The 25,001-nt window shown below is 62.7% G+C and carries 15 protein-coding genes and 1 pseudogene; 3 read left to right on the plus strand and 13 right to left on the minus strand.

Annotated elements, in window-relative coordinates:
* Positions 1 to 2 precede the first annotated feature (2 nt).
* The gene (locus tag B4L76_RS04730) at positions 3 to 1,103 is read right to left on the minus strand and encodes an efflux RND transporter periplasmic adaptor subunit (protein WP_296230857.1); all 1,101 of its coding nucleotides are present in this window, start codon (positions 1,101 to 1,103) and stop codon (positions 3 to 5) included.
* Between the two features lie 121 nt (positions 1,104 to 1,224).
* Between B4L76_RS04730 and B4L76_RS04735 the strand changes: the two are divergent.
* Positions 1,225 to 1,707: pseudogene (locus B4L76_RS04735) on the plus strand (IS3 family transposase); the annotation flags it as partial.
* On the opposite strand, the gene B4L76_RS04740 reads toward B4L76_RS04735, so the two are convergent.
* From B4L76_RS04740 to B4L76_RS04780, 9 genes are all read right to left on the minus strand, one after another.
* Positions 1,707 to 2,507, minus strand: a complete 801-nt coding sequence (locus tag B4L76_RS04740; RefSeq protein WP_296230859.1) for a VENN motif pre-toxin domain-containing protein — start codon at positions 2,505 to 2,507, stop codon at positions 1,707 to 1,709. The pseudogene B4L76_RS04735 and the gene B4L76_RS04740 sit on opposite strands and share 1 nt — an antisense overlap.
* A gap of 156 nt (positions 2,508 to 2,663) precedes the next feature.
* Positions 2,664 to 3,227 carry a hypothetical protein gene (locus B4L76_RS04745; RefSeq protein WP_296230861.1) on the minus strand — a complete coding sequence of 188 codons (564 nt, stop codon included), beginning with the start codon at positions 3,225 to 3,227 and terminating at the stop codon, positions 2,664 to 2,666.
* On the minus strand, positions 3,224 to 3,814 hold the full coding sequence (locus tag B4L76_RS04750) for a hypothetical protein (RefSeq protein ID WP_296230862.1): 591 nt from the start codon (positions 3,812 to 3,814) through the stop codon (positions 3,224 to 3,226). The genes B4L76_RS04745 and B4L76_RS04750 overlap by 4 nt, the downstream gene beginning before the upstream one ends.
* Positions 3,786 to 4,604 carry a VENN motif pre-toxin domain-containing protein gene (locus B4L76_RS04755; RefSeq protein WP_296230863.1) on the minus strand — a complete coding sequence of 273 codons (819 nt, stop codon included), beginning with the start codon at positions 4,602 to 4,604 and terminating at the stop codon, positions 3,786 to 3,788. The genes B4L76_RS04750 and B4L76_RS04755 overlap by 29 nt, the downstream gene beginning before the upstream one ends.
* 245 nt (positions 4,605 to 4,849) lie before the next feature.
* On the minus strand, positions 4,850 to 5,203 hold the full coding sequence (locus B4L76_RS04760) for a hypothetical protein (protein ID WP_296230864.1): 354 nt from the start codon (positions 5,201 to 5,203) through the stop codon (positions 4,850 to 4,852).
* 6 nt (positions 5,204 to 5,209) lie between these two features.
* Positions 5,210 to 5,536 carry an EndoU domain-containing protein gene (locus tag B4L76_RS04765; RefSeq protein ID WP_414707163.1) on the minus strand — a complete coding sequence of 109 codons (327 nt, stop codon included), beginning with the start codon at positions 5,534 to 5,536 and terminating at the stop codon, positions 5,210 to 5,212.
* Between the two features lie 214 nt (positions 5,537 to 5,750).
* Entirely contained in the window at positions 5,751 to 6,101 is a 351-nt protein-coding gene (locus tag B4L76_RS04770) for a DUF596 domain-containing protein (RefSeq protein ID WP_296230865.1), read from the minus strand.
* On the minus strand, positions 6,098 to 19,342 hold the full coding sequence (locus tag B4L76_RS04775) for a hemagglutinin repeat-containing protein (protein WP_296230866.1): 13,245 nt from the start codon (positions 19,340 to 19,342) through the stop codon (positions 6,098 to 6,100). The genes B4L76_RS04770 and B4L76_RS04775 overlap by 4 nt, the downstream gene beginning before the upstream one ends.
* A 23-nt stretch (positions 19,343 to 19,365) precedes the next feature.
* Positions 19,366 to 21,096: a ShlB/FhaC/HecB family hemolysin secretion/activation protein gene (locus B4L76_RS04780; RefSeq protein WP_296230868.1), complete on the minus strand. Its 1,731-nt coding sequence runs from the start codon at positions 21,094 to 21,096 to the stop codon at positions 19,366 to 19,368.
* Between the two features lie 168 nt (positions 21,097 to 21,264).
* Here B4L76_RS04780 and B4L76_RS04785 point away from each other — a divergent pair, with 168 nt between their 5' ends.
* Positions 21,265 to 21,906 carry a TetR/AcrR family transcriptional regulator gene (locus B4L76_RS04785; protein ID WP_296230870.1) on the plus strand — a complete coding sequence of 214 codons (642 nt, stop codon included), beginning with the start codon at positions 21,265 to 21,267 and terminating at the stop codon, positions 21,904 to 21,906.
* 37 nt (positions 21,907 to 21,943) lie between these two features.
* On the opposite strand, the gene B4L76_RS04790 is transcribed toward B4L76_RS04785, so the two are convergent.
* Positions 21,944 to 22,720 carry a class I SAM-dependent methyltransferase gene (locus B4L76_RS04790; protein ID WP_296231077.1) on the minus strand — a complete coding sequence of 259 codons (777 nt, stop codon included), beginning with the start codon at positions 22,718 to 22,720 and terminating at the stop codon, positions 21,944 to 21,946.
* 104 nt (positions 22,721 to 22,824) lie between these two features.
* Here B4L76_RS04790 and B4L76_RS04795 point away from each other — a divergent pair, with 104 nt between their 5' ends.
* Positions 22,825 to 23,445: an energy transducer TonB gene (locus B4L76_RS04795; protein ID WP_296230872.1), complete on the plus strand. Its 621-nt coding sequence runs from the start codon at positions 22,825 to 22,827 to the stop codon at positions 23,443 to 23,445.
* Between the two features lie 10 nt (positions 23,446 to 23,455).
* Here B4L76_RS04795 and B4L76_RS04800 read toward each other — a convergent pair whose 3' ends face one another.
* Both B4L76_RS04800 and B4L76_RS04805 read right to left on the minus strand, forming a co-directional pair.
* Complete coding sequence (locus B4L76_RS04800; RefSeq protein WP_296230873.1) at positions 23,456 to 24,145, minus strand: extensin family protein; 690 nt, start codon at positions 24,143 to 24,145, stop codon at positions 23,456 to 23,458.
* Entirely contained in the window at positions 24,145 to 24,975 is an 831-nt protein-coding gene (locus B4L76_RS04805; RefSeq protein ID WP_296230874.1) for an isocitrate lyase/PEP mutase family protein, read from the minus strand. Before B4L76_RS04805 ends, B4L76_RS04800 begins: the two co-directional genes overlap by 1 nt.
* Positions 24,976 to 25,001: the final 26 nt, after the last annotated feature.

Genomic DNA, 25,001 nt, shown 5'->3' on the forward strand with positions numbered 1-25,001 from the left:
ACTTACTCCTTGACCGTCAGGTTCACCACACGGTTGGTGCGGTCCACGGGGCGTACTTCCTGGCCCTCGCGCAACACGTGGCCGCCGGCGGCCACTATCCAGTCCCCCGCCTTGAGGCCTTCGAGCACCGGCACGCTGTCGGCCCCGTAGGCCCCCAGGCGCACCATCGCCCGCTCCAGGCGGCTGTCCTGGTTGACCCGCCAGACATACGCCTGACCGTTCTCTGCAGTAACCGCGGACAGCGGCACTGCCAACGGGATCAGCCCTTCATGGGCAATGAATACCCGGGCGCTCTGGCCCAGTTCCGCCGGCGTGGCAGCGGAGGTGAAGGCGATACGTGCCGCGAAGGTGCGCGAACGCGGATCGGCGGCCGGTGACAGCTCGCGGATGCGCCCCTGGAAGCGCTCCTGTGGGTGCGACCACAGCTCCACGCTGACCGGCTGGCCCACGGCGAAGCGGGCGAACTGCTGCTCCGGCAGGCTGATCAGCACTTCCCGTTCGCCATCGGCAGCGAGGGTGAATACGGTCTGCCCGGCCGCAACCACCTGGCCCACCTCCACCTGGCGCTTGGCAATCACCCCGGCCTGCGGCGCTCGTAGCACGGCATATTCGGCCTGGTTTCCAGCGACGTCGAATTCGGCCTTGGCCTGCTTGAGGCGGGCCAGCCCGGCGCGGTAGAGGTTTTCCGCATTGTCGTACTGCGACCGGCTGACCATCTGCCGGTCCAGCAGTTTCTGGTAGCGATCGCGCTCGGCACGCACCAGCGACAGGTTGGCCTCGGCCGCCGCCAGCTGGGCACGGTTGGCTTCCAGTTGCAGACGTACATCCTGGGGGTCGAGCTCGGCCAGCGGCTGCTCCGCCTTGACCCGCTGCCCTTCTTCGACCAGGCGCTTGCTGACCTTGCCAGCGATGCGGAAGGCCAGCTCCGGCTCGAAGCGCGCCCGCACTTCGCCGGGGTAACTGTCGGCAGCGGCTTCGGCCGGCTGCGGCTGCACCACCAGCGCCGGACGGGGCGTGGCCGGTGGGGCTGCTTCCTGGCCGCAGGCTGCCAGGAACAGCACGGCGGCGGCGGGCAGGGCGAGGGACAAGGCATGACGCAACATGATGAATCCTTTCGCGAGGGTGCACGTCTGAATATTTATACTGGCAAGTATATTAAATCAGCGAACCGGAGCCGGGAAGCCAGCGCCGACAGAAAAATCCGTGGCTTTTCACCTGCCTTAGCGCGTGACGGAAGAGCGAGACATCTTAAAGAAGGCCGCCGGGTACTTTGCCAAGGAGTGTGGCTGAAGTACGCCTACATCAAAAAGCACTCGACTGATTATCCGGTGCGGCGCCTTTGCCAAACCCTCAAGGTGCACCCCAGCGGCTACTACGCCTGGCTGGCCGAGCCTCAGTCCGCCCGAGCCCAAGAAGACCAACGGCTACTTGGCTTGATCAAGCATGCTTGGCTGGAGAGTGGCGGTGTGTACGGCTAGCGCAAAATTCACGATGACCTGCGTGAGCTGGGAGAGGAATGCGGTCGAAATCGGGTCGGCCGCTTGATGCACGCGGAGGGGCTGCGTTCTCAAACGGGCTATCGGCGGCGTCCAAGGGTTTTATGGTGGAAAACCAACAGTGGCCTCGCCCAACCACCCCGCGCGGCAGTTCAAGGTCAGTGAGCCGAACAAGGTCTGGGTGATAGATATCAGTTACATCCGCACCTATTAGGGGTGCTGGCCCGCTGCGACAGCGTCTGTCAAGCCTCCGCCCGTTGCAGCACCTGCCAACCCTGATGCAAGCGTTGCCAACGCAGAAATGGTCTGTTTCTCTTCCTCACTCAGTTGATCCCGACTCTTGTCAGGGTAGATTTGGGCAGCAATTAACTCACCCGTAGCTGCACCGGCCGCACCCGCAGCCGCCGAGTTACCCTGGGCCTGCGCCACCACAGCACCCAATACGGCATGGGCCATGACCCGGACGTTGTCGTTATTACCCGCTACTTTCTTGATAACCCCGGCCAGGTAAGGCGCCGACGCGCCTGCAAGCGCACCACCGAGATCGCCGCCCGCCAGCCCCTGCAAGGCAGCTGTAACGGCCTGGGTGACTTTTTGATAATCACCACTGGTGCCGTACTTACCCATGATGCGCTGGTAAGCCTCAGTGGCGACCAGTTGTTCCTGGTACGCCTTGACCGCCTCATCGCTTGCCCCTTCACCCGGCGCCGCGATGCCGCGTGCATCGAGTTCCGCACGCGCCTCCTTGTCGGCCTTCAGCTGCCCCTCGGTACGGACGATGTCCGATACCTGTGTGCCGATTTCACCAATCAGCTGCACCTGCTGCAGCCGCCGCTGTTCCTTCTCCTTGTCGAAGATCGGGCTGATGCTGTCGTTGGCATGCTCGACGTCGTGACTGAGGCTGGCCACATCCTGCTGCTGCCGGCCTGGGTCACGGATTTCCAGCGTGCCCTCGGAAACGGCCGAAGCCGTGGTGCCGCTGGCACTGCCGCTGTGGTTGTAGGCGATCAACGTGCCGCTTGGCATGTTGCTGGTGAACGGGGTGCAGGAAGGGTGCAAGAAAGCGACAAAAAGGGAGCAGATAGGGTGCAAAAACACCGGCGCAAGGCCGGTGTCGAGGGTGTCAGATCAGGTCTGAGACTTTTACATTTTATACATGCAGGCCTGTCATGCCTGAATTACACAAATAGCTGTAATAAGCTGGTTCGGCTGCTCCTCCAGAGGAACCCCCCACCCCGTAACTTCAAGGGCACCATAATCACGACCGGTATAAAACCACTCTTCGGCCTCATCAAACTCTAAGCTAGTGAATGGCAAAATATCAGAAACAAGACTTCCCAAACCTATGCACTCCGACAAAAGCCCCTTGTAAACAAATCTATGCGTAGGCTCGCCTGGAAAGCTAAAGTCATAAACCTTAACTGCGTACACCCGCCCACTACGAATAAGAACAGATAATGCAGGAACTCCTTTTTTTAACTCACTGACAATTTCATCATCAAAAATTGAAAAAGAATAACCACCATTACCGCGCTCATCCAGACCATACCCACTCAAACAAAGGTCTGGCGCCCCTTCAAACCTATACCGCAAAGAATTCTTATCAGTCAAATATTTCGAAAGCACAGCCTCCAGATCGACAGCACTAGCATGCAGCGGTATTCCTGCAAGTGATACACAAGGAATAATTGGAGCATCCCAAACTATAGAAAAACTATCTAGCGGCATCATTCGAAAATCCACGCATTGGTTGCAGGGTTGAATTTCACTTTCTGACCTTGCGGATTCAAGTATATCGTATTTGCATCATAAATTAGCTTAGAAGGCCCCTGGAATGTCGGTCTGTAAGTCGCAGGATCAATGACCTTAGCCTTACTTCCATCAAGGTATGTAATTTTATAGTACTCACCCACATGCACTGATTTGACCGAGGCATCAACAGTAGATGGACTATATTGAATCTCTTTAATGCCAGTTGTGCCACCTTCAACTTTGTACACCTGCGCGTTACCAGATGTTCCAGTTTTCGGGGGCACATAAGTGAGCTTGGCACCATCCATCTTGAACGACTGCTGGATATCATCAATGGATTTCCCCCAAACATTCGCCGAAGCTTCCACCATATTTCGAGGGATTCCGGCTTGCGCTGCTAGGTCTTCCCGCAGTCCTACCCGTGCAGTTGCAGACGTAGCCGGAACTTCAGTTGCACCAGTTGCTTTTGCACCGCTGGTAGCTTTGCCTAGTATCAGCACCGCCGCCAATTTTACTACATCATCCCGCGTAGCACCTTTATCGACAAGGCTGATGATCCTTGGCACATCCACCGGCGCCAGAGTCGAGCCGAGCCGAGCCGAGCAAGCCATCCTGACGTGCCCGCTCAATGATTGCCTCCTCACTTAACCCTTGCCCTCTCCACTCCGCAAACAGCTCACTCGCTCTGATCGCCTTCACATACCGATTGGCAACAACGCCCATAGGCGACCAGTCGCTGCCCGACAGCGCATAGACATCAAGGAAGCTCGCGTCCGCGTCGCTCTTCTGCGCGTCCACTACCCCCCTCATCATCGCAAGGGCATAGTCCGTTACCAGAACATCGTATTCCGCTTTGCTCAGCCTGCCGCTCTGGTACAGCTCAACAAGCTTTTCCCCAGCCTGTTTCTCCTGCTGCCGGTATTCATCACGAATACCAACCTCGCAGTTGCCATTTCCTCCACAGGCTTTATACCGCTCGTGCAACTCATCAATGCTGCCAATACCAGCAGCCTTGAGCTTCTCGTACAGCGCCCGGCTGGCTGCATCCAGCCGTTCAACGCCGTATTTGTTCGCCAGCAGGTTGTTTTCAACCGCGTTACGGCCCGCACCAGCACCTGCGACCGCCCCAGCGCTATTACCTTCCACCAGGCCACCCGAAAGCCCGGCTGCCAACGTCGACAGCGCAGAAACGGTCTGCTTCTGCTCTTCGCTGAGCGAGTTGCTGTCGCTGGTGCCATACAACTGCTGAGTGATCAGGCGGGCAACCAGCTCGCCGCCGGCCGCACCCGCCGCCCCGGCCGCCGCCGAATTGCCCTGCGCCTGGGCGACAACGGCACCCAACACTGCATGGGTCATGACGTTGAGTGCTTTATTGTCGCCAGTGGATTTCTTGATTACCTGCGCGAGGTACGGTGCCGATGCGCCTGCCAGCGCAGAACCGATATCACCGCCCGCCAGGCCTTGCTTTTAGGAAAAAAGGTCTTCCCTTGCTGCCTGGCCACATATGTCCACCGCTGCCAGGTTTATCGCCATACAGAATATGTTGCTTGGTTTCAGGAGAAAGAATATCAACGTAATTCCTCCCAGTTACTTTTGCATCTTCAGATAGTCAAAATGAATTTATTCCAGTCTAATAGAGCCTTCTCAAAGTCGTCAATTGCCATAATTGAAGAATAATCCTCATCATATAGCGAATATATTTTTGCAACTCCATCATTAAGCTCCACGCCCCAACCATCACGACTCCAATCACAACTACTAATAGCTCCAGACCTTACTGAGGCGACTCTAGATAGCCCTTCATCCAGCCAAGCTATGGTGCTTTCATATCTTTGGCCGCCATGATCAGTCAGCAAGCACGCTAAGAAATCTATTCCATCACGGCCTAGCACATCAGACCGACAGCAAGGCTCGCGAGTGTTACCTTCGCCATCCCAGAAGAAAATTATTTTCATATAAGCCTAGCACCTATAGCTTCGGATAACTGTCGTCTTAGGGTTAAGATAGCCCTCAACTTTCACGCCACTTGGAGTAGTGCCCGTCCACTTATTACCTGTTATCGTCTTGTTTTTGAAAGCAACATCAACTTCTACTTTTATCCTATCGGAAGACCACGATTTCGGAAACATCGTAGACACACCTCCATTGTTCGTTTTTGGCAAAAAGCTTCCAGGATTGCTTGGGTCAGCCACTTCGATCTTTGCGCTATAAACACCTTTTGCGTTTGGCGCTGATTCAGTCCCCGGAATAACGCGGACATCGCCCGTCACAGTTGAGTGCCCACCCACTACATTTCCGTTGGCCTTTACCTCGGCCCGAATAATGTGACCGTCAAAGTCAATTGGGGCAGTAATTTTTGCGGCCTGCGCAGCAAGTACGGTATCTGGTTGCTTGCCTGTAAGATCTGGACCTTTAGAATTTTATCCAATTCGCTCCAGAGCTGCTTTTTCAGCATCAACTACCGGATTGCCAGTCGCTTTTGAACCAAACCCAGCTTACAAGCTACGTCCAGAACTCCTTCCCATCCGAGTCTATCCACACAACCCCAGCAGGGGCCTCTGTTATAAACCAAAGCCCGAACCCATCAAGATCGTCTTCACCCGGCTCTTCAGGCCATGCCTCCTTGAGCACATCGAGCTGATTTTGAATAGCACCCACAAGGAAAAGGCCATCATGTGCAAGTCTTATATTCCCCTCCGACATCAAGCGATCCATCAGAGAAAAGAACAGTTCGATTCGGCGTGCGTAATCAACAGACGAACCAACAAGCTCAACTGTCATATGCTGCCATATGGCTCCCATTGGAAGCCCAAACGCGCTCCGTAGAACCGACTTATAGAGACTGTCAATCACTTGAATTTAATCTCCACCATTCTTCCGCCATTAATAGACTTATCCAGAACATCTATCGTCCAGGAAGCTCCCGTCTGCTGCGAAGATGTGGAAAAGTCTCGAAGGGTTATTTTAGCCCCTGCGTCAGTTTTGGCTGTGTATATTGTCCCCTTCCCAGGAATTACTTTGGCTGAAGGCATATTCCCAGCCCCGGCTAACTGTCTAAAGTAAGACATCACATCCGATGTGGTAGCCCCCACATAGACTGGTGCGCCCTTGCTAACCTGCGGATCGGTCTTCAAAACTTTACCGCCCAAATTCAATTGAAAATCTTTCGGCTCAATTGATTTGGTGTTGAACTGCACAGCGAGATCATCAATTCTCTTCTGTGATTGCGCTTGCAGTACAGTGCCAGGCTGCTTGCCTGTCAGATCAGGACCTTTAGGGTTCTGTCCAATGCGATCCAAGGCTGTTTTTTCAGCATCAACTACCGGATTTCCAGTCGCTTTTGCACCGCTGGTAGCTTTGCCTAGTATCAGCACCGCCGCCAATTTTACTACATCATCCCGCGAAGCACCTTTATCGACAAGGCTGATGATCCTTGGCACATCCACCGGTGCCAAGGTCGAGCCGAGCAAGCCATCCTGACGTGCCCGCTCATTGATTGCCTCTTCACTTAACCCTTGCCGACTCCATTCCGCAATCAGCTCACTCGCTCTGATCGCCTTCACATACGGATTGGCAACAACGCCCATTGGCGACCAGTCGCTGCCCGACAGCGCATAGACATCAAGGAAGCTCGCGTCCGCGTCGCTCTTCTGCGCGTCCACTACCCCCCTCATCATCGCAAGGGCATAGTCCGTTACCAGAACATCGTATTCCGCTTTGCTCAGCCTGCCGCTCTGGTACAGCTCAACAAGCTTTTCCCCAGCCTGTTTCTCCTGCTGCCGGTACTCATCACGAATACCAACCTCGCAGCCGCTATTTCCTCCACAGGCTTTATACCGCTCGTGCAACTCATCAATGCTGCCAATACCAGCAGCCTTGAGCTTCTCGTACAACGCCCGGCTGGCTGCATCCAGCCGTTCAACGCCGTACTTGTTCGCCAGCAGGTTGTTTTCAACCGCGTTACGCCCCGCACCAGCACCTGCGACCGCCCCAGCGCTATTACCTTCCACCAGGCCACCCGAAAGCCCGGCTGCCAGCGTCGAAAGCGCAGAAACGGTCTGTTTCTGTTCTTCGCTGAGCGAGTTGCTGTCGCTGGTGCCATACAATTGCTGAGTGATCAGGCGGGCAACCAGCTCGCCGCCGGCCGCACCCGCTGCACCGGCCGCCGCCGAGTTGCCCTGCGCCTGGGCGACAACGGCACCCAACACTGCGTGAGCCATGACGTTGAGTGCAGTATCGTCGCCAGTGGATTTCTTGATCACCTGCGCGAGGTACGGTGCCGATGCGCCTGCCAGCGCAGAACCGATATCACCGCCCGCCAGACCTTGCAGTGCCGCTGTCACGGCCTGGGTCACGCGTTGGTAATCACCACTGGTGCCGTACTTACCCATGATGCGCTGGTAAGCCTCAGTGGCGACCAGTTGTTCCTGGTACGCCTTGACCGCCTCATCGCTTGCCCCTTTACCCGGCGCCGGGATGCCGCGTGCATCGAGTTCCGCACGCGCCTCCTTGTCGGCCTTCAGCTGACCCTCGGTACGGACGATGTCCGATACCTGTGTGCCGATTTCACCCATCAGCTGCACCTGCTGCAGCCGCCGCTGTTCCTTCTCCTTGTCGAAGATCGGGCTGATGCTGTCGTTGGCATGCTCGACGTCGTGACTGAGGCTGGCCACATCCTGCTGCTGCCGGCCTGGGTCACGGATTTCCAGCGTGCCCTCGGAAACGGCCGAAGCCGTGGTGCCGCTGGCACTGCCGCTGTGGTTGTAAGCGATCAACGTGCCGCTTGGCATGTTGCTGGTGAACCTGTCAGTGCCACCATTGCCACCGCTGATGCTGGCGCTGGCCATCTGGCTCTTGAACTCGGCCTTGTTCTCGATACTGCTCCAGCCCAGGGTGCCGGTGCTCAGGCGGTTCTTGTCGGCATCGGCGGTACTGGCAATGACGCTGCCGTCGAGCTGGGTGTGCTTGCCGACATCGACCTGATAACCGTCCTTGCCGGCGAACAGACCGGTCTGCTCCTGCACGCTCTGGTACTTGGAGTCGAGCTTGGTCTTGCTGGCGCTGAGACTGCCGCTCGCCCCGCCGGTACCGATGATGGTGACGCTCAGCCCGCCGCTGACGTTGCTCTGCTTGGACTTGTAGTTGTCGGTGTCCTGCAGGCTTTGTAGCGTCAGGTCACGCCCCACGTCAGCGGTGATCTTCCCGGCGTTGACCTGCGCGCCTTTGAGCGCGGTATCCCGGCCGCTGCGCAGGGTCGCCTCATTACCGGCATCGAGGGTGGTTTCGGTCCAGGTCGTGCCGTTGCCTTTCTCGTTGCCAGCGCCCTTGTTGGCGTTGGCAAAGATGCTGAGGCCACCACCTTCGGAACCAACACCGATGCTGGCGCCGATGGCGCCGCCGCTGCTGCTGTTCTTGCCATCGAGCTTTTGCGTATTGGCCGCAGCCTCAAGCTGGATGTCGCGTTCAGCGGACAACAGCAGGTCGTTGCCGGCCTTGAGCTGGCTGCCTTGGACCCGGATGTCGCCGCCGCTGCCAGCCCCATTGCCGGTGGCCACAATGCTCAGGTCGTTGCCACTGGTCAGGCTGCTGCCCTGGCTGACGGTCTGTTCCTGGGTCTGCCGCGAGCTCGACTTCTGCCCGCCCAGCGATACGGCGACGCCCACGAACTGGCCAGCATTAGCCGCCGTCATGCCGCCGTTCTGCTGGGCAGCCTGCCAGGCCTGAACACCGGTCAGGCCGGCCTTGATGCCCTGAAGGGCAGAAAGCCGGCTGTCCTCTTCCCGGGTCGCTTGCTTGGTAATCTGGTAAGCGGTGTCGATGGCACTGCCAACCGTACCGGACAGCGCCAGGGTCAAGCCGCTGCTCTTGCTCTTGGAGGTCTGCTCGCTGCTGTTGTGGTTTTCGGCAGCAATGATCTCGACGTTCTGCCCGACCAGGGTGATGTCCTTGCCGGCGATAACCTCCGACCCCTTGATGCCGAGGTCCTTGCCCGCCTCGATGGTGACATTGCCCAGCACACTGCCAATAGTGCTGGCCTTGGCGTTCTCACTGGTGCTGGTCGAGGTTTTTTCCAGGCTGGTTGAGCCCAACGTGAAGCCGATGCCACCGCTGCTGAGCAGGCCCGACTTCTTCTTCGAACTGGCGTGGCTTTGTTCGAACGTTTCGGTCGCGCTGTCGATCTGCACGTTGCGACCCGCGAGCAGGCTGGTGTCGTTGGTCGACACGATGCTGCTGCCCGACACGCCGATATCCTGCCCGGCGCGAACGACCACCGTGTCACCACTGACCGACGCGCCTTGCTGAGTGATGGCACTCGAACTGTCGATGCGGGTCTTCTGGCTGCTGGATAGCCCGGAGTGGCTGGTCTTGGTCTTGCGATAGTAGCTGTAGTCGCTGTTCTCCTCCGCGGCCAGCTTCACATCGCCGCCGGCGTAAAGGTATGCCTCATCGCCTGCAGTCACGCGGCTGGCGCTCAGGACAAGGTCGTCTCCAGCCTTCAAGGCCACATTGCCGCCAGCCACCACGGTGCTGCCCACCTGCTGGACATGGTCCTCCTGGCTGGTGACTTTGCGGGTCTTGCTCGCCGAGTGCTGCTCGTTGGCGGCCGCTGCCAGCTGCAGATCGCCCGTCGCAGCCATCGCCACATCCCGCTTGGCCTCGATTGCACTGGCCACCGCGCTGATATCGCGCCCGGCGCTGACAATCAGGTCACGCCCGGCCTGCACGCTCGAGCCGTTCTGGGTAACGCTGCTGTCGGTGTGGCGTACGCCGCGGTCGTTGACCACGACCTGCTCGACCGAGGTCAGCTTCACATCGCGACCAGCCTTCAGGCGGGTGTCGGCAGCGCTGCTGAGCACGCCACCGTGGTTGCTCAGGTCGCGCCCGGCGTTGATCGCCAGGTTGTTCGCGGCTTCCACGCGGGCGGCGGTGTCGACGAAGTCGCGCTGCTGGGCGTAGCTGCCGTTGCTGCTCTGGTGCGAGGTCAGGGTGCGTTCGTTGATCACGTCCTGTACGGCGGACAGGCTGACGTCGCGCCCGGCGATGATGCCGCCGGCCTTGTTCACCAGGTTGTTGCCAGCCAGCAGGTCGAGGCGGTTGCCAGCCTCGACCAGGCCGCTGTTGACCAGGTTGTTGCCGGCCTTGGCCGAGAGGTTGTTGCTGGCGCGCAGGGTGCCGACGTTGTCGAGGTTCTGGCCGGCGATCAGGTTGACATCGTTGCCGGCGATCAGCGCGCCGTTGGGCGCCAGGCGGTTGTTGCCGTGGGCCAGGTAGAGCACCGGCACCAGCACCTGCTCGCCGTTCACCTCGGCGCTTTCCAGCCAGACGATGTCGTGGGTCAGCGCCGCCACCTGTTCAGAGGTCAGGCTCACGCCCACCGCCAGGTTGAGCTTTTGTTTGCTCTGGATGGCGTTGTCCATCAGGTACTTGAACAACTGTTCGTCGGTGTTCTGGCCATCGATGTAGCGCTGCCCGGTGCGGGCGACCACGGCCTGCTGGATCAGCTTCTGCTCGTAGAAGCCATCGCCCAGGCGCTTGGCGCTTTCATCCGGGTTGTAACCAAGGTTCGCCAGCAGGTAGTCGGAACTCATGAACTGCTTGAGGTCGGTGAGCACCGGGTTGGTTTCGATCAGGTACTTGTGCGGGTTGCTGCGCACGTTGCTGTCGGGCAGGCCTTGCACGCGCTCGAGGGTGAGCGGGCCCTGGCCATTGAGCGTGGCGGCCTGGCTGATGCCGTCGTCCACGACCGAGCGACCTGGCAGCACGGGGCCAGCAACGTTGCCGGGCAGGCTGGTGTCGACCGCGCTGGCATTGCCGGCGACGTTAGCCTGCGTGCGGTCGGCAGTGCTCAGGGTGGTGCTGCTAGCAATTGCCTGGTCGGCAGCACCGATGCTGAGCGCACTCCCCTGGGCCAGCGGCAACGGCTGCTGACGCTGCGCCACACTCAGGCTCGCGCCGCCCATGCTCCAGCTTTGCGGGCCGCTGGCGGGTGTGCTGCCAGCCTCGCTGCTCAGGCGGAACAGGCCGTTCTGCCCGCTGGGCAGGCTGAAGCCGGGCAGCGTCAGCGGGTTGACCTGCTGCTGGGCCAGGTCTGGCGGCAACTGCTGGTTGAGGGTGATGCGGGTGGAGAATGCCGTGCCGGGCGCCGTGGTATCGGTACGCGCACCGCTGCCGATGTAGGCATAGCCCGGGCGCACGACGCTGTTGTCGATGCCATTGCCAGCGCTGATGTTCACTGCGCCATTGGCCTGCATCACGGCGGCGTAGCTCTGGTCGCCAGCCGCCAGTTTGCGGGTGCTGCCCAGGATCACCAGCTCCGCTTCGGTCATGCCGATGAACCTGGCCAGGTCGGCTTGCAGGCCCCCCAGGTTGTCAGGGTTGTAACCGGGGCTTTCATACCAGTATTGGCTGGTGATCGAGCTGGCGAGCTGGTACCAGGCACCGGCATTGCGGGTGCGCTCGGAACGGAAAATGCGTGTGGTTTCGGTCTCACCGGTTTCCACACCGCTGTTGGTCAGGCTGCCGACCTTGGCTACCAGGTTGCCAGCAGCGCCGATGGTGCTGCTGCTGTTGAGCAGGTCTGCGCCCTGGATGGTCAGGTTACCGCCGGTGGTGATGCTGGAGGCGGCGCTGGCGTCGATCACCTCGAACTTGTCACGCTGGACGATCTCCCAGACGTGGTTGCGCTTGCCACCGCAGTCGCCGGCGTTATAGCCCTCGATGCAGGCCACCTCGCCGACGCGGGCCGTATAGATGCCCTTGTCCTCCGTCTGCAGCACGGCCCGCACGTTGTGAATGGTGCTCGCCGCCAGGCTCATCGACAGGTCGCTCTGCAGCGAGCCGGAACGGTTGACGATGCTGCTGGCCAGGCCACCCTGGCCGTCGCGGTCGATGGTCAGGCGGCCCAGGCTGTAGACGTCGGCATAGCTGTTGCTCAGGCTGGCGACCCGCAGGCCCATGTCCTTGCCGCTGAAGATCAGCGCGTGGTCGCTGTTGACCAGGGCGCCAGTGGTCACGGTCAGTGCTTCGCCAGCACCCAAAGTACCCTGGTTATTGACGCCGCCCGCGCCGAGATTGAGCGCGGCAGCAGAAGTGAGGCGCCCGGCATTGTTCAGTTGCCCGGCTACCAAGACGCTGGTGGCGCCTCCGCCGGCAATGCTGCCGGCGCTGCCCAGGTATACCTGTGCGGCGCTGAGGCCGAGGGTGCCACGGCTGCTCAGGCGGCCATTGCCGGCATAGGTGCCGCCAAGGTTGAGGCTGAAGCTGCCGTCACTGGCGATCAGGCCGTCGTTGCTCCAGTCGCTGCCGCTGCCGACCAGCGCTTCGCTGGCCAGCAACTGGCCGTTGGCGGTCTGGCTGAAGTTGCCGACATTGAGCGTCAGGCGCCCGGCCTGGATGACGTTGCTATTGCTCCAGCTGCCAGCGTTGAGGGTCAGGCCGCCGCGGGTGACGATACTGCCGCCGGCGCCCGTGACATTGGCGGTGCTGATGGCGAAGTTGCCACTGCCGACGTGCAGCAGGCTGCCGCCCGCGTTAAAGAAGTTGCCGACTGTGAAGCCGAGGTCGCTATTGGCGGTTTCCAGTGTGCCGTTGCGGTTGTCGAACAGCCCGCCGATCTGGAAGCGCGTGGCGCCGCTGGTGCCCAGTGCACGCAATTGGCCGGTCTGGTTGTCGAGGCTGGCCGCCTTGATCGCCAGGGTGCTGTCACTTTCGATGATGCCCAGGCGGTTGTTCAGCGCACCGCTGAGGTCGAGATCGATGCGTTGGCCGGCGATCTGGCCATCGTTGTCGCCGCTGTTGTCGAAATTGCCACCGGTAACCTTGACCAGCCCCTGGGCGTAGAGGCCACCGTTGCGGTTGTCGAAATCGCCGGTGGTGACCAGGGCGTCGCCGGCCTGTGCCGCAATCCGCCCGCCATAGTTGTCGATGCCACCCAGCACCTTGAGGTCGAGGGCCTGGGCCTGGGTGATGCCACCCTGGCGGTTGTTGTTCAGGTCGTAACCGTTCTTCAGCACGCCGCGCAGATCAGCGGCCAACTTGCCTTGCAGGCTGACCAGCACGCCACCGCGGTTGTCCAGGTTGCCGGCCGTGACGTCGAGATCGCCAGCGTCGGCCAGGATGCGGCCACTCTGATTGTCGATATCACCGCTGGCCAGGCGCAAGGCACCCTGGCTCTGCAGGGTGCCCTTGGCATTGTCCAGGCTGGCGGCGCGCACATCGGCACCGCCGCTCTGGCTGTAGATCAGGCCATCGGCGCTGTTCAGCAGTTGGCCGTCAACAGCCAGGGTCAGCTGCTGGTTGGCCGCCACGGTGCCGCGATTGCGGTTGTCCAGGCTGGCGGCGAACAGGCCCAGCAGCCCCTGACTGGCGATCTGGCCGCCCTGGTTGTCGATCTGAGCGGCGTTGTCGATGCGCAGGGGGCCGGCGCTGGCAAGCTTGCCGTTGCGGTTGGTCAGTGCGCCGAGCAGCTTGAGGGTGACGGCGGCGTTACCGATCAGCCTGCCGGCGCTGTTGTCCAGGCTGCCGGCATTCACCTCGAGTGCCTGCTGAGCGCTAATGCTGCCGGCGCCATTGCCCAAGGCCATGGCGTTGAGGGTCAGGGCCGCGCCGCTGTCGATCAGGCCACCCTGGGCGTTGTTCAACAGGCCACTGAGGGTCAGGCGCTGCCCACCCGCGCTGGAGAGGATGCCAGCGCCACTGTTATCGAGGTTGGTCGCAATCACGCTCAGGGCCTGCTGGCTAACCAGCGCGCCACCGGCGCTGTTCTGCAGGTCGCCACTGACTTGTGCGTGCAGCGCGCCGTTGCGGCTGGACAGGGTGCCCTGGTTGCGGTTGTCGAGGCTACCCAGATTCACGCCCAGGCCCTGCCAACCGGAGACCAGGCCGCCCTGGTTGAGCAGGCGCTGGGCGGTGACGTCCAGCTGGCCACTGCTGATCAGTTTGCCGGTGCTGTTGTCCAGGTTGCGGCCGGCCAGGTCGAGATTCTGGCGGGTAGAGATTTCACCGCTGCGGTTGCTCAGGTCGCGCAGATGGTCGAGGTTCAGCGTGCCATCGGTGGTGATCAGGCCGCCGTCGTTGTTGAGATCGCCGGTGGCACTGCCGAAGTCGATGCGGATGACGCTGCCCAGCAGCGAACCCGCCTGGTTGTCGACAGAGCGGGCCGCGATATCCAGCAGGCCAGCGGCGTTGATCAGGCCTTGCTGGCCGTTGTTCAGGCCGCCCGCCAGTTGCAGGCCGAGGCCGCCACGGCTGGTCAGCGTGCCGCCAGTGTTATCCAGGCTGGCAGCGCGTGTGTCGAGGGTCGCGGCGGCTACCAGGCCTTTGATGTTGCTCAAGGCCTGGTCGATGCGCAGAGTCAGCGATTGATTGCTCAGCACCTTGCCGCTGCCGTTGTCCAGGCTGTGCGCAGCCAGGGTGAAGGCCTGGGCCGAGGAGATCTCGCCGCCCTGGTTATTCACCCCATCGAGGTTTTTGAGCACCAGCATCGGGGCATTGATCAGGCCCTGACGGTTGTCCAGCTGACCGTGGTTCAAGTCCAGGGTCAGGGCGCTGTTGCTGAACAGCTTGCCACCTTGCTGGTCAAGCCCAGTGGCATTGACCTCCAGGGCGCCAACACTGGCGATGCGCCCGCCGTCGTGGTTGCTCAGCTGGCCGGTAGTCAGGCCAAGGTTGGCGCCGCTGTCGATGCGGCCGTTGCGGCTGTTGTCGAGGCTACCGGCCGCGATGTTGGCCGGCCCTTTGGCGCTGAGGGTGCCCTGGTCGGTGTTGGTGACCTGGGCCGCGCTGAGTTGCAGCGCAGCATCGGTGACCAGTTCACCGCCCTGGTTGAGGAGGTTGCCGGTGTGCTTGAGGGTCAATGCCCCGGCACTGGAAACGCTGCCAGCGCGGTTGTCGAGTGCGTTGCTCGTCAACCCCAGGGTGCCCTCGGCGCTGATCAGGCCCTGGCGGTTGTCCAGCTTGCCTTGCAGCGTCGCATCCAAGGCTTGCTGGCTGAACAGCAGGCCGCCGGCGTTGTCCAGACTGTCGCCGCTCAGGCTCACGCCGGTTTTGCCCGAGAGCACGCCTTTGCTACGGTTGATCACGTCGGCGACGGCCAGCTGCAACTTGCCGTCGGCCAGCACCTTGCCGCCGTCACTGTTGTCCAGGCGGGAGCCGCCCAACACGACATCCATCTTGCTCGACAGCTCGCCAGCGCGGTTGTCTACCGCCGCGACGTGCAGGTTCAGGCCTCGGGTCGCGCCTACCAGGCCGCCCTGGCGGTTGTCGAGCGTGCCACCGGTCAGCTTCAGGCGCCCAGAGGCAACCAGTATGCCGGCCTGGTTATCGAGGGCGTCGACTTGCGCTTGTAACTCACCCCCTGCGGAAACCTGCCCCTGCTGGTTCACCAGGCTATTGGCCTGCATGTCCAGGTTTTGGTCAGCGATCAGCGTACCGCCCTGGTTGAGCAGCTCGCCGTCGACGACCAGTGCCTGGCCGGCACGGCTGCTGATCAGGCCTTGGCTGTTGTCCAGACTGCCGCTGTGCAGGTCCAGGCCATCGGCCGATACCAGGCCCTTGAGGTTGTTCAGCAACTGCTCGATACGCAGGGTCAGGCCGTGCTCGCCGATCAGCCGGCCATTGCTGTTGTCCAGGCTGCGCGCGGCCACGGTGAAGGCTTGGGCGCTGGAGATCTCGCCCTGTTGGTTATCCACCTCGGCAAGGTTGTTCAGCACCAGCAGGGGGGCGTTGATCAGGCCCTGGCGGTTGCGCAGCTGGCCGTGGTTCAGGTCGAGGGTCAAGGCGCTTTTGCTGAACAGCTGGCCACCGTCCTGGGCCAGGCCAGTGATGCTGGCGACCAGTGCCTTTTCACTGGCGATGCGGCTGCCCTGGCCGTTGTTGAGCTGGCCGGCTTTCAGGTCGAGGCGATCACCGCTGAGCAGCTGTGCGCCTTGGCCGTTGTCGAAGGCCCCGGTGTCGAGCCTGGCCGCGCCCTTGCTGCTGAGCAGGCCGGCCTCGCCGTTATCGAGACTGCGGCTGGTGAGGGCCAACCCGGCGTCGGTGGTGATCGAGCCGTTGCGGTTGCGCAGTGCGCCGGCGCTGGCCAGGGTCAGGTCGGCAGCGCTGGAAAGCTTGCCAGTGCTATTGTCCAGGCTACCGACAGTGGCGCCCAGGCGCCCTTCGGCAGTGATCAGCCCTTGCTGGTTGGCCAGCCCGCCCGCCAAGCCGATGTTCAGGTTGCCGCCACTGACCAGGCGCCCGAGGTTGTTGTTCAGTTGCTGGCCAACCAGGGTCAGCGGGCCCGCAGCAGACAGCAGGCCGAGGTTACGGTTGATCACCTCGGCCATCTGCAGTTGCAGGTGGCTACCGGCAAGGACCTTGCCACTGTCGCTGTTGTCCAGACGGCTGCCTTGCAGCGTCACGCCTTTACTGGTGGAGATCTCCCCGCCACGGTTGTCGATTTCGGCCACATTCAGCTGCAACGCGCTGGTACCGCCGACCAGGCCGTTGCTGCGGTTGTCGAGGCTGGTGCCGGTGAGCAGCAGGTCGCCCTGCGCGACCAGCTCGCCCGCTTGGTTGATGATGCGGCCAAGCTGGGCCACCAGCGCGCGCTGGCTGGAAACCCTGCCGCCGCTGTTGTCCAGGTGGTCGCCCTCCAGGCGAAGCGGCCCGGCGGCGCTGAGCAGGCCGCCACGGTTGTCCAGCTGCTTGCCCTTGTAACTGAACGCCGCCAGGCTGTTCAGCAGCCCTTGCTGGCGATTGTCCAACTGGTCGACATCCAGCCGCGCCTCCTGGCCTGCGCGCAGTTTGCCGGCGCGGTTGTCGAGTTTGCCGGCGCGCAGGTCGAGGCCACCCTTGACGTTGATCTCACCTTGCTGGTTGTCCAGCAGCCCGGCCACCCGGGCAGCCAGGCCAGCGTCGCCGACCAGGCTGCCGGCCTGGCGGTTGTCGAGGCTGGCGGCCTGCAGGTCGATCGCCCCGCCAGCGCCGAGCAAGCCTTGGCGATTGTCCAGGGCGCCAGCCAGGGCCACCTGCAGTGCCGCATCACCGGTCACCTGCCCTGCCCGGTTGTCCAGGCGGCCGCCCTTGAGGCTGGTGGTGCCGACGCTGGCAATCTCGCCTGCCTGGTTGTTGCTGGCACCTGCCACCTGCAGCGCCAGGTTGGCACGACTGGTCAGGGTCCCCTGATGGTTGTCCAGGCTGGCGGCACGCACATCAACGCCGCTTGCGGAAACCAGGCCGCCGGTGTTGTTCAGCGCCTGCTCCAGCTGCACGGTCAGGTTCTGGTTGCCGAGCAGCTTGCCGAGGCTGTTGTCGAGGCTGCGGGCGACCAGTGCGAAGGCCTGGGCGCTGGAAATCTCGCCCTGGCGGTTATCCACGCTGTCGAGATTGCTCAGGGTCAGGCGCGGCGCATTGATCAGGCCGCCCTGGTTGTTCAGCTGGCCCTTGTTCAGGTCCAGGCTCAGCTCGCTGGCACTGGTCAGGCGGCCGCCATCATGCTGGTCGAGCCCGGCGACACCGGCGCGCAGCGCCTGGTTGCTGGCGATGCGTCCGCCATCGCTGTTGTTCACCTGGCCAGCCTCGAGGCTGAGGGTCTGCAGGCTGGTGAGCTGGCCACCACGGTTATCCAGCGCAGCGCTGGCCGTCAGGCCAAGGTGCTGGCCGGCGCGCAGTGTGCCGGCGGTATTGTCCAGCTGGCCGACCTTGGCGTTCACGGTCGCGCCGTCGATCAGCCCGCCTTGGCCATTGAGCAGGCTCGAGGCAGTGACGTCGGCCTGGCTGCCACTGAGCACGCGGCCGGCGTTGCGGTTGTCGAGGGTGCCGGCACTGGCGGCCAGTTGCCGCTGGCCAGCGAGGGTGCCGCCCTGGTTGTTCAGACCTTGCCGTGCCGTGACGCTCAGGTCGCGGCTGGCCACCACGGTGTGGCCATGGTTGTCCACCTGCGTGGCGTTCACACGCACGTCGCCCGTGGCATTGCGGCTATTGTCGGCGTTGACACCCGCTTCGATGATGCCCTGGTTGCTCAGGCGCCCACCGCTGTCGAGGCTGATGCGTTGCCCGGCAGCCAGGGCCTGGCGGTTGTTCAGGTCCCCGTGGGTGCGCATCTTCAGTTCGTTGCCGGCATACACCGCGCCCTGGGCATCAAGCTGGCCAGCCGTGATCGCTACCGAGCCCTTGGCTGCGATGGCCTCGGCCATACGCAACTGGCCGTTGGCATCGAGCTGGATATCGCCGCCGCTGGCAATCAGCTTGCCGTCCAGCTTCACCCCCACGCCGGCCTCGGTGCCCACCAGTTTGATGGTGTTGGCGTACATGCCGCCCAATGCCGAGGAGTCAATGGCCAACTGCGGGGCCTGAGCCGGGTCGGCGCTACGGGCAGTGGCGGCCAGGCTGTGTGCATCCACGTCGTTGCTGCCGGCCACCAGCGCCAGCTGGCGGGCCTGGATCTCGGCGTTGATCCTGGCGCTGCGGGTAATGATCTCGAACTGGTCGACGTTGCTGGCGTTGAGCCCGGCGCCTTCGATGGCGACACTGCCCTGCTCCACCTGGTAGCGCTGCAGTTGCCCGTTCTCGATCACTGGCTTGCCGGTGGTCAGCGTGGCCTTCGGCGTGTTGATGAAACCGCAGCCGTTGCAGGTGACGCCATAAGGGTTGGCGACGATGACATGGGCCGAGCGCCCGGCCACCTCGGTATAGCCCTTGAGCTGGCTCGGGTTGCCACCATTGACCTCATTGAGGATGGTGCTCGCCGCACGGCCGCCGAGGTTGCTGTTGCCGAGAATGATGCCGCCCAGCTGGGTGGCCTGGGCGCGGTCGGTAGCGTTGTTGAGGATGACGCCTTGCTGGCCGACGTTGTAGTCACTGAACTTGTTGTGCGACAGCCCGGCAGCGCTGGGCGCAGCGATATTGACAATGGGCACGCCATTGCCGGCCTGGCCCAGGTGGGTGCCGCTGCCGTTGACCACGATGCCGTCGGCCATGGCCACCAGCGGCTGCCAGAACATCATGTTGGCCAGCATGAAAGCCAGCCCACGCTTGGACAAGCCCCAGAAGGTCTGGCGTGGTTGCAGGGCAGCCGAAGGCTGGCGGGCCAGGAAGGCGAATTGACGAACGTCCATGTCAGTACTCGGGAAAAACGGTGTTAAAGGAAGCAGTCCAGGCGGAAGAAGACCGGCGTTTCTCGCGCCTCGATGGCCGCGGCTCGCTCGAGCGAGTGGGCGAAGGTCACGCTGGCGGCCAGGTGCTTGCCGCGGGCGAACAGCTCGAGTGCATCGCTGGACAGCCGGCCGCTTTGCCCGCTGTTGTAGCGATCATGGCGAATGGCGCCGACGTCGTAGGCCAGGCCCAGGCCATACTCGGTCAGCACCGGCCGCAACCAGTCCCAGGCCACCGGCCGGCTCCAGCGCACATCGTTGCGCCAGTAGTAGCCACTGTCTCCATTGAGGCTCTGGTCCTTGTAACCACGGATCGACGACTGGCTGCCCAGGCTCATGCGTTGCGGGCTGAACAGCAGGTCTTCGCTGCGTTGGCCGGTGACCAGGCTGCTGAACACCAGCTGCTCACCCCACAGCGTGAACGGCTGCAGGTAGCTGACCGTGGCGGTGTACTTGCGGTAGCGGGCGTTGGGCTGGCGCTTGCCGGTAATGCTGCGCTGGTCTTCACGCTGGGCATCGAAGGCGCCGATGCCGTCCTGCATGCCCAGGTCGATGTTGACGAAGGCGTTGCCGAGACGCCGCCCGTGGTTGATGCCGAATTGCGCTTCACTCAGGCGGTTGCTGCTGGTGTCCAGCTTGCTGTCTTCGATGAAGTTGTTGGTGCGCAGGTAGCTCAGGCCGGTGTTGAGCGAGGTCTTGCTCTGGGCATCGCGGTGGATCACCCGTTCCAGGCGCAGCTGGTGGTTCTGGCTGTCACCGGTCTGCTTGAAGTTGAACCCCGAAGCCTCGCCCAGCGAGCGGTACTCGCTCTGGCTGTAGCTGTAGCTGAGGTTCCACCAGCCGAACGGCAGGTTGTAGTAGAGCATGGCGCTGTGCGAGGTTTTCTGGTGGTCGCTGATGGCATCGTGGCTGCCACGCAGCAGCAGCTGGTCGGCCAGGCCCAGCGGGCTGTCCCATTCCAGGCTGCTGCCCCACTGCTGCTCACCGGTACTGCGCTGGCCGTCGTTACTGCGCGACAGGCCCACGCGCCAGGGCTTTTGTGGGGTATTGCGCACCACCACCTCGCTGCCACCCACCGCTTGGCCCGGGGTCAACTCCATTTGCGCCTGATTGGACGGCAGGCGATTGAGCTGATCGACCATTTGCTCGATCTGGCGCAGGTCCAGCAGTTCGCCAACCTGGCCAGGAAAGCTCATGTCCAGTTCGCGCACCGACAGCTTGCTGCCTGGCGCCGGTTTCAGGCCTTCCAGGCGCCCTTCCACCACGATGACTTTCAGGTGGCCGCTGGACAGGTCCTGCTGGGGCAGGTAGGCGCGGCTGGTGACCAGGCCTTTGCCAATGTAGAGGTCGGTGATGTCCTTGAGCAGCGCGTTCAGCTGCGCGACACCCAGGCACTGGCCAAGATAGGGTTTGACCAGGCGCTCGCGCTCCGAGGACGAAAGCGCATCGGCGCCGTCCAGCACGATATCGTCAATAGGAAAACAACGGCTGTCGACGGGCTTGGCCGGCGCGGCCGTTTCGGCGCCTTTGCCAGGCAGTTCCTTCAACTGTTCCAGCCGCCGTTGCTGCTCTTCCAGCAGGCGGTTCTGGCGCTCGCGAATCAGGTCCTGGTCGCCGGGAGTGCCCATCGGCGCTGCACTGGCAGCATCCACGAAAATGGCCAATAGGGCGCATGCGAGCCGGCCAACCGCACGCTGGCTCAAGGAGGGGGGAAGCATATTCGATCCTTCGAATGCAAAGCAGTAGGGCGAAAAAGCCGATGATGCTATTAGGCCTACAATCTGATATCAACCAAACAACGACGCATGGCATGACTTTGCTGTCACATGGTTTTACCTGCAGCCGCAAGCCGTTCGAGCCGGTAAGATGAGCAACCTTTTGAAAAAATGCGGGTTCCCATGTCCCACGACGCACCCATAGGCCCAGGCCGGCCCAAGGACCTGGCCAAGCGCGAAGCGATTCTCGAAGCGGCCAAGGCGCTGTTCCTAAGCCTTGGTTATGCCAACACCAGCATGGATGCGGTCGCTGCGGCGGCAGGTGTTTCCAAACTTACCGTGTACAGCCACTTCACCGACAAGCAGACGCTGTTCGGCTCAGCGGTCATGGCCACCTGCCAAATCCAGCTGCCCGACCTGCTGTTCGAGTACCCCGATGGCGCCCCGGTGGAAGAGGTGCTGCTGAGCATTGCCCGTGGCTTCCAGGCGCTGATCAGCAGTGACGAAGCAGTCAAGCTCAGCCGCCTGATCATGGCCCAGGGCAGCCTGGACCCGAGTTTCGGCGAATATTTCTACGAGGCCGGGCCCAAGCGTGTGCTGACGGGGATGGAAGCGCTGCTGCGCGAGGCGCATGCGCGCGGGCTGCTGCATATCGACAACCCGCTACGGGCGGCGGAGCACTTCTTTTGCCTGGTCAAGGGCGCCCCGGATTATCGCCTGCTGCTCGGATGTGCGGGGCCGCTGGAGGGCGATGAGGCCGAGGCGCATGTGCGCGAGGTGGTCGGGGTGTTCTTGCGAGCGTTCCAACCCTGAGCCGCGCCGCTCCTGCAGGGGTGTTGCACCCCTTGGTTCAGGCCTTGAGCGCCTTCTTCGGGTAAATGTCATACCGGCTCGACTTGCCCTGCAGGCTGTGGCTCGGCTTCGGCCCATCGATGATCGGTGCCTTGCGTGGACGCTTCACCACCACCCGGTGGCTGGCCAGGGCCAGGGCCGCTTCAAGCAGGGCCGGGGCGTCCAGGTCATCCCCCACCAGTGGCCGGAATACGCGCATTTCCTTCTTCACCAAGGCGCTCTTGTCCCGGTGCGGGAACATCGGGTCGAGGTAGATCACCTGCGGCGCCTCCCCTTCCCAGGCACGCATGCGCTCGATGGCATTGCCGTTCAGCAGGCGCATGCGCCCGACGATCGGCGCCACTTCTTCATCAGCCTGGGCCCGCGCCAGGCCGTCCTCCAGCAGCGCGGCGATCAACGGCTGGCGTTCGATCAAGGTCATCTGGCAGCCCAGGCTGGCCAGCACGAAGGCATCCTTGCCCAGCCCCGCCGTGGCATCGAGCACCTGCGGCCGTACCCCTTGGGCAACGCCCACGGCCTTGGCAATCATTTGCCCGGTGCCACCGCCAAACTGGCGCCGGTGCGCAGCCTGGCCCTCGACAAAGTCCACCCGTACCGGCCCCGGTGCCTGCGGGCCCAACTGCTGGATCTGCAGGCCATCGACACCGACCTGCACGGCAAACCCGGCGGCCTCGTCCTGCAGCGGCAGGCCGAGGCGCTCGGCCCATGCCGCAGCTCGCCCCTCGAATTCCGCCGACAGTGCCTCGACCCGGATACCTGTGCCCTGCTCTTCCATCATTCACACCTGAAAATTGAACCCAGCCATTAAGGTATCGGCCATCACGGCCGATACAGGCAATATTCCGCTATTCTGCCAGAGCACAACGCGCGCGACTGCCCATGACAGATACTCTTCCCATCGGCCTGACCTACCTGTCGCCTGTCGGCAACTACAGTCAGCACAACACCCAGGCACTCGGGGGCGTCAGCCACCTGTGGCAGGATTTTTTTGCCCGGGCCATGGCCGAGCAGCAGGAAGAGCCAGCGGATAGCGTCAGCCAGTCGTTCGTCCGTTATGACCAGGACAGTGGCGAACCCATCGGTGGCGCACGTGCCCTGGCGCTGATCGACGCCCAACGAACCTGCCCGGTGCATGACACGGTGGTGGCACCGCCCGAGCCTTTGTTCCTGCCCAAGGCCGAACTCGAGGCCAACCTGTTGCCGCCTGCCCCCGAGCCGTTCAGCGCGGTCGAACTGATCGAGCAGCAGCGTCAACTGGATATCAGCAACAGTTGGCTACGCCCGGTGGTGATGAGCCAGGGCCAGCCGGTTGCCGAGCCTGGCCCGGGCCCAGCCCCACGGCCGTTGTTCCTGCCCATCGCCGAATTCGAGACCGACCTGCTGGACCCGGCGCCCGAACCGTACGACGACATCACCCTGGCCAAGCAGCAGACCGAGCTGGCGTTCGACCTGCACTGGGCACGCCCGGTGGTGCTGAACAACGTGCGCGTGCACGCCTGAGAGCCTGAGGCTAACGGCAGATCTGCCAGCGCCCCATGTCCAGGTGAAAGTGGTCGCGGTGCGCCGCGTTGTAGTCTGGCCCCAATACCGTACTGAAACTCTCGCAGGCCGCCTGCTGTACCTCGCGCAGGAAGTCCGCCTTGCGTCCGCCCGCCTGCCAGTCGCGCGCCAGCACGATACGCTGACCGTCCTGCAGGCGAAAACCGCTGATATCCAGGGCGTTGGCCGTGGCGTGCTGGCTCAGGCTGCCCTGTTTGCGATGGTACAGGTTGCGGCAGGCAAAACTGCCCAGGTGGTCGACCTGCATCACGGGCTGGCCCAACACCCGCTGCGCCACAGGCTGCAAGCCGTGCTGCTCGAACAGCGCGTAGGCCACTGCCAGCGGGCAACTGGCGAGGAAGCTGCTACTGAGCCGCGCCTGGCCGCCTTCGATGCGCCAGACGTTGTGCAGCGGGCAGTCGGCTGACGCAGGGCTGTCGGCTTGCGCGCGGTAGCGCAGGCGGCTGGTTTCCAGCGCCTGGCGACACAGTAGCGGGTCATCCCGCAGGCGTGACAGCTTGTACGGGGTCAGCAGGTTGGGCCGCTGGCGCACGTCCAGTGGAGCCCAGGGGTTCCACGCCGGCGGCGGCCGCCAGCCGAAGTGCCAGGCCAGGCCGGCCAGTGCCAGCAGGCCGACCAGCAGCGCCAGCACGCCCCGCATCAGCGGCGCAACAGCTCGTTGAGCTGGGCGAACGGCAAGGCCTGCTCACCGTAGCCGAACGTGCCCTCTTCGCGAATTTCCAGCGCAGCCCGGTGGAAAGCCCCAAGCGCGGCCCGGGCCAGCGACGAGCCGACACTGATACGGCGTACACCGAGGTCCTGCAGCTGGTTGACGCTCAATGGCACGCCTGGCATGCCCATCAGCACGTTGACCGGCCGCGGCGCAACGGCTTGCACCACCGCACGGATTTCCTCGACAGTGCGTAGCCCCGGCGCATAGAGCACATCGGCACCGGCTTCGGCATAGGCCTGCAGGCGCTGGATGGTGTCGTCCAGGTCCAGGCGGCCGTGCAACAGGTTCTCGGCCCGCGCGCAGAGGGTGAACGGGAACGGCAGGCTGCGCGCGGCATGCACGGCTGCGCGCACACGCTCTACCGCCAGGCCGAGGTCATAGATCGGCATGTCGCTACGGCCACTGGCATCTTCGATGGAACCGCCCACCAGGCCCACTTCGGCAGCGCGCGAAACGGCCTGGGCGCAATTTTCCGGCAGGTCGCCGAAGCCGTTTTCCAGATCCGCAGCCACCGGCAATGCCGTGGCATCGACGATTGCGCCGGCATTGCTCAGCGTATCGTCCAGGCTCAAGGCGCCTTCGGCGTCGGGCCGGCCGAGGCTGAAGGCAAGGCCGGCACTGGTAGTCGCCAGCGCTTCGAAGCCCAGGCTGGCCAGCAGCTTGGCAGAGCCGGCATCCCAGGGGTTGGGGATGACGAAAGCGCTGTCACGCTCATGCAAGGCCTTGAAGGCTTCGGCTCGCAGGGTTTGCACATCCATGGTTCAACCTCCGGAAGTCAGGGTAC

It is taken from the genome of Pseudomonas sp. UBA4617 (genome assembly GCF_002386445.1).
In the GTDB taxonomy this organism is placed as follows: Bacteria; Pseudomonadota; Gammaproteobacteria; order Pseudomonadales; family Pseudomonadaceae; genus Aquipseudomonas.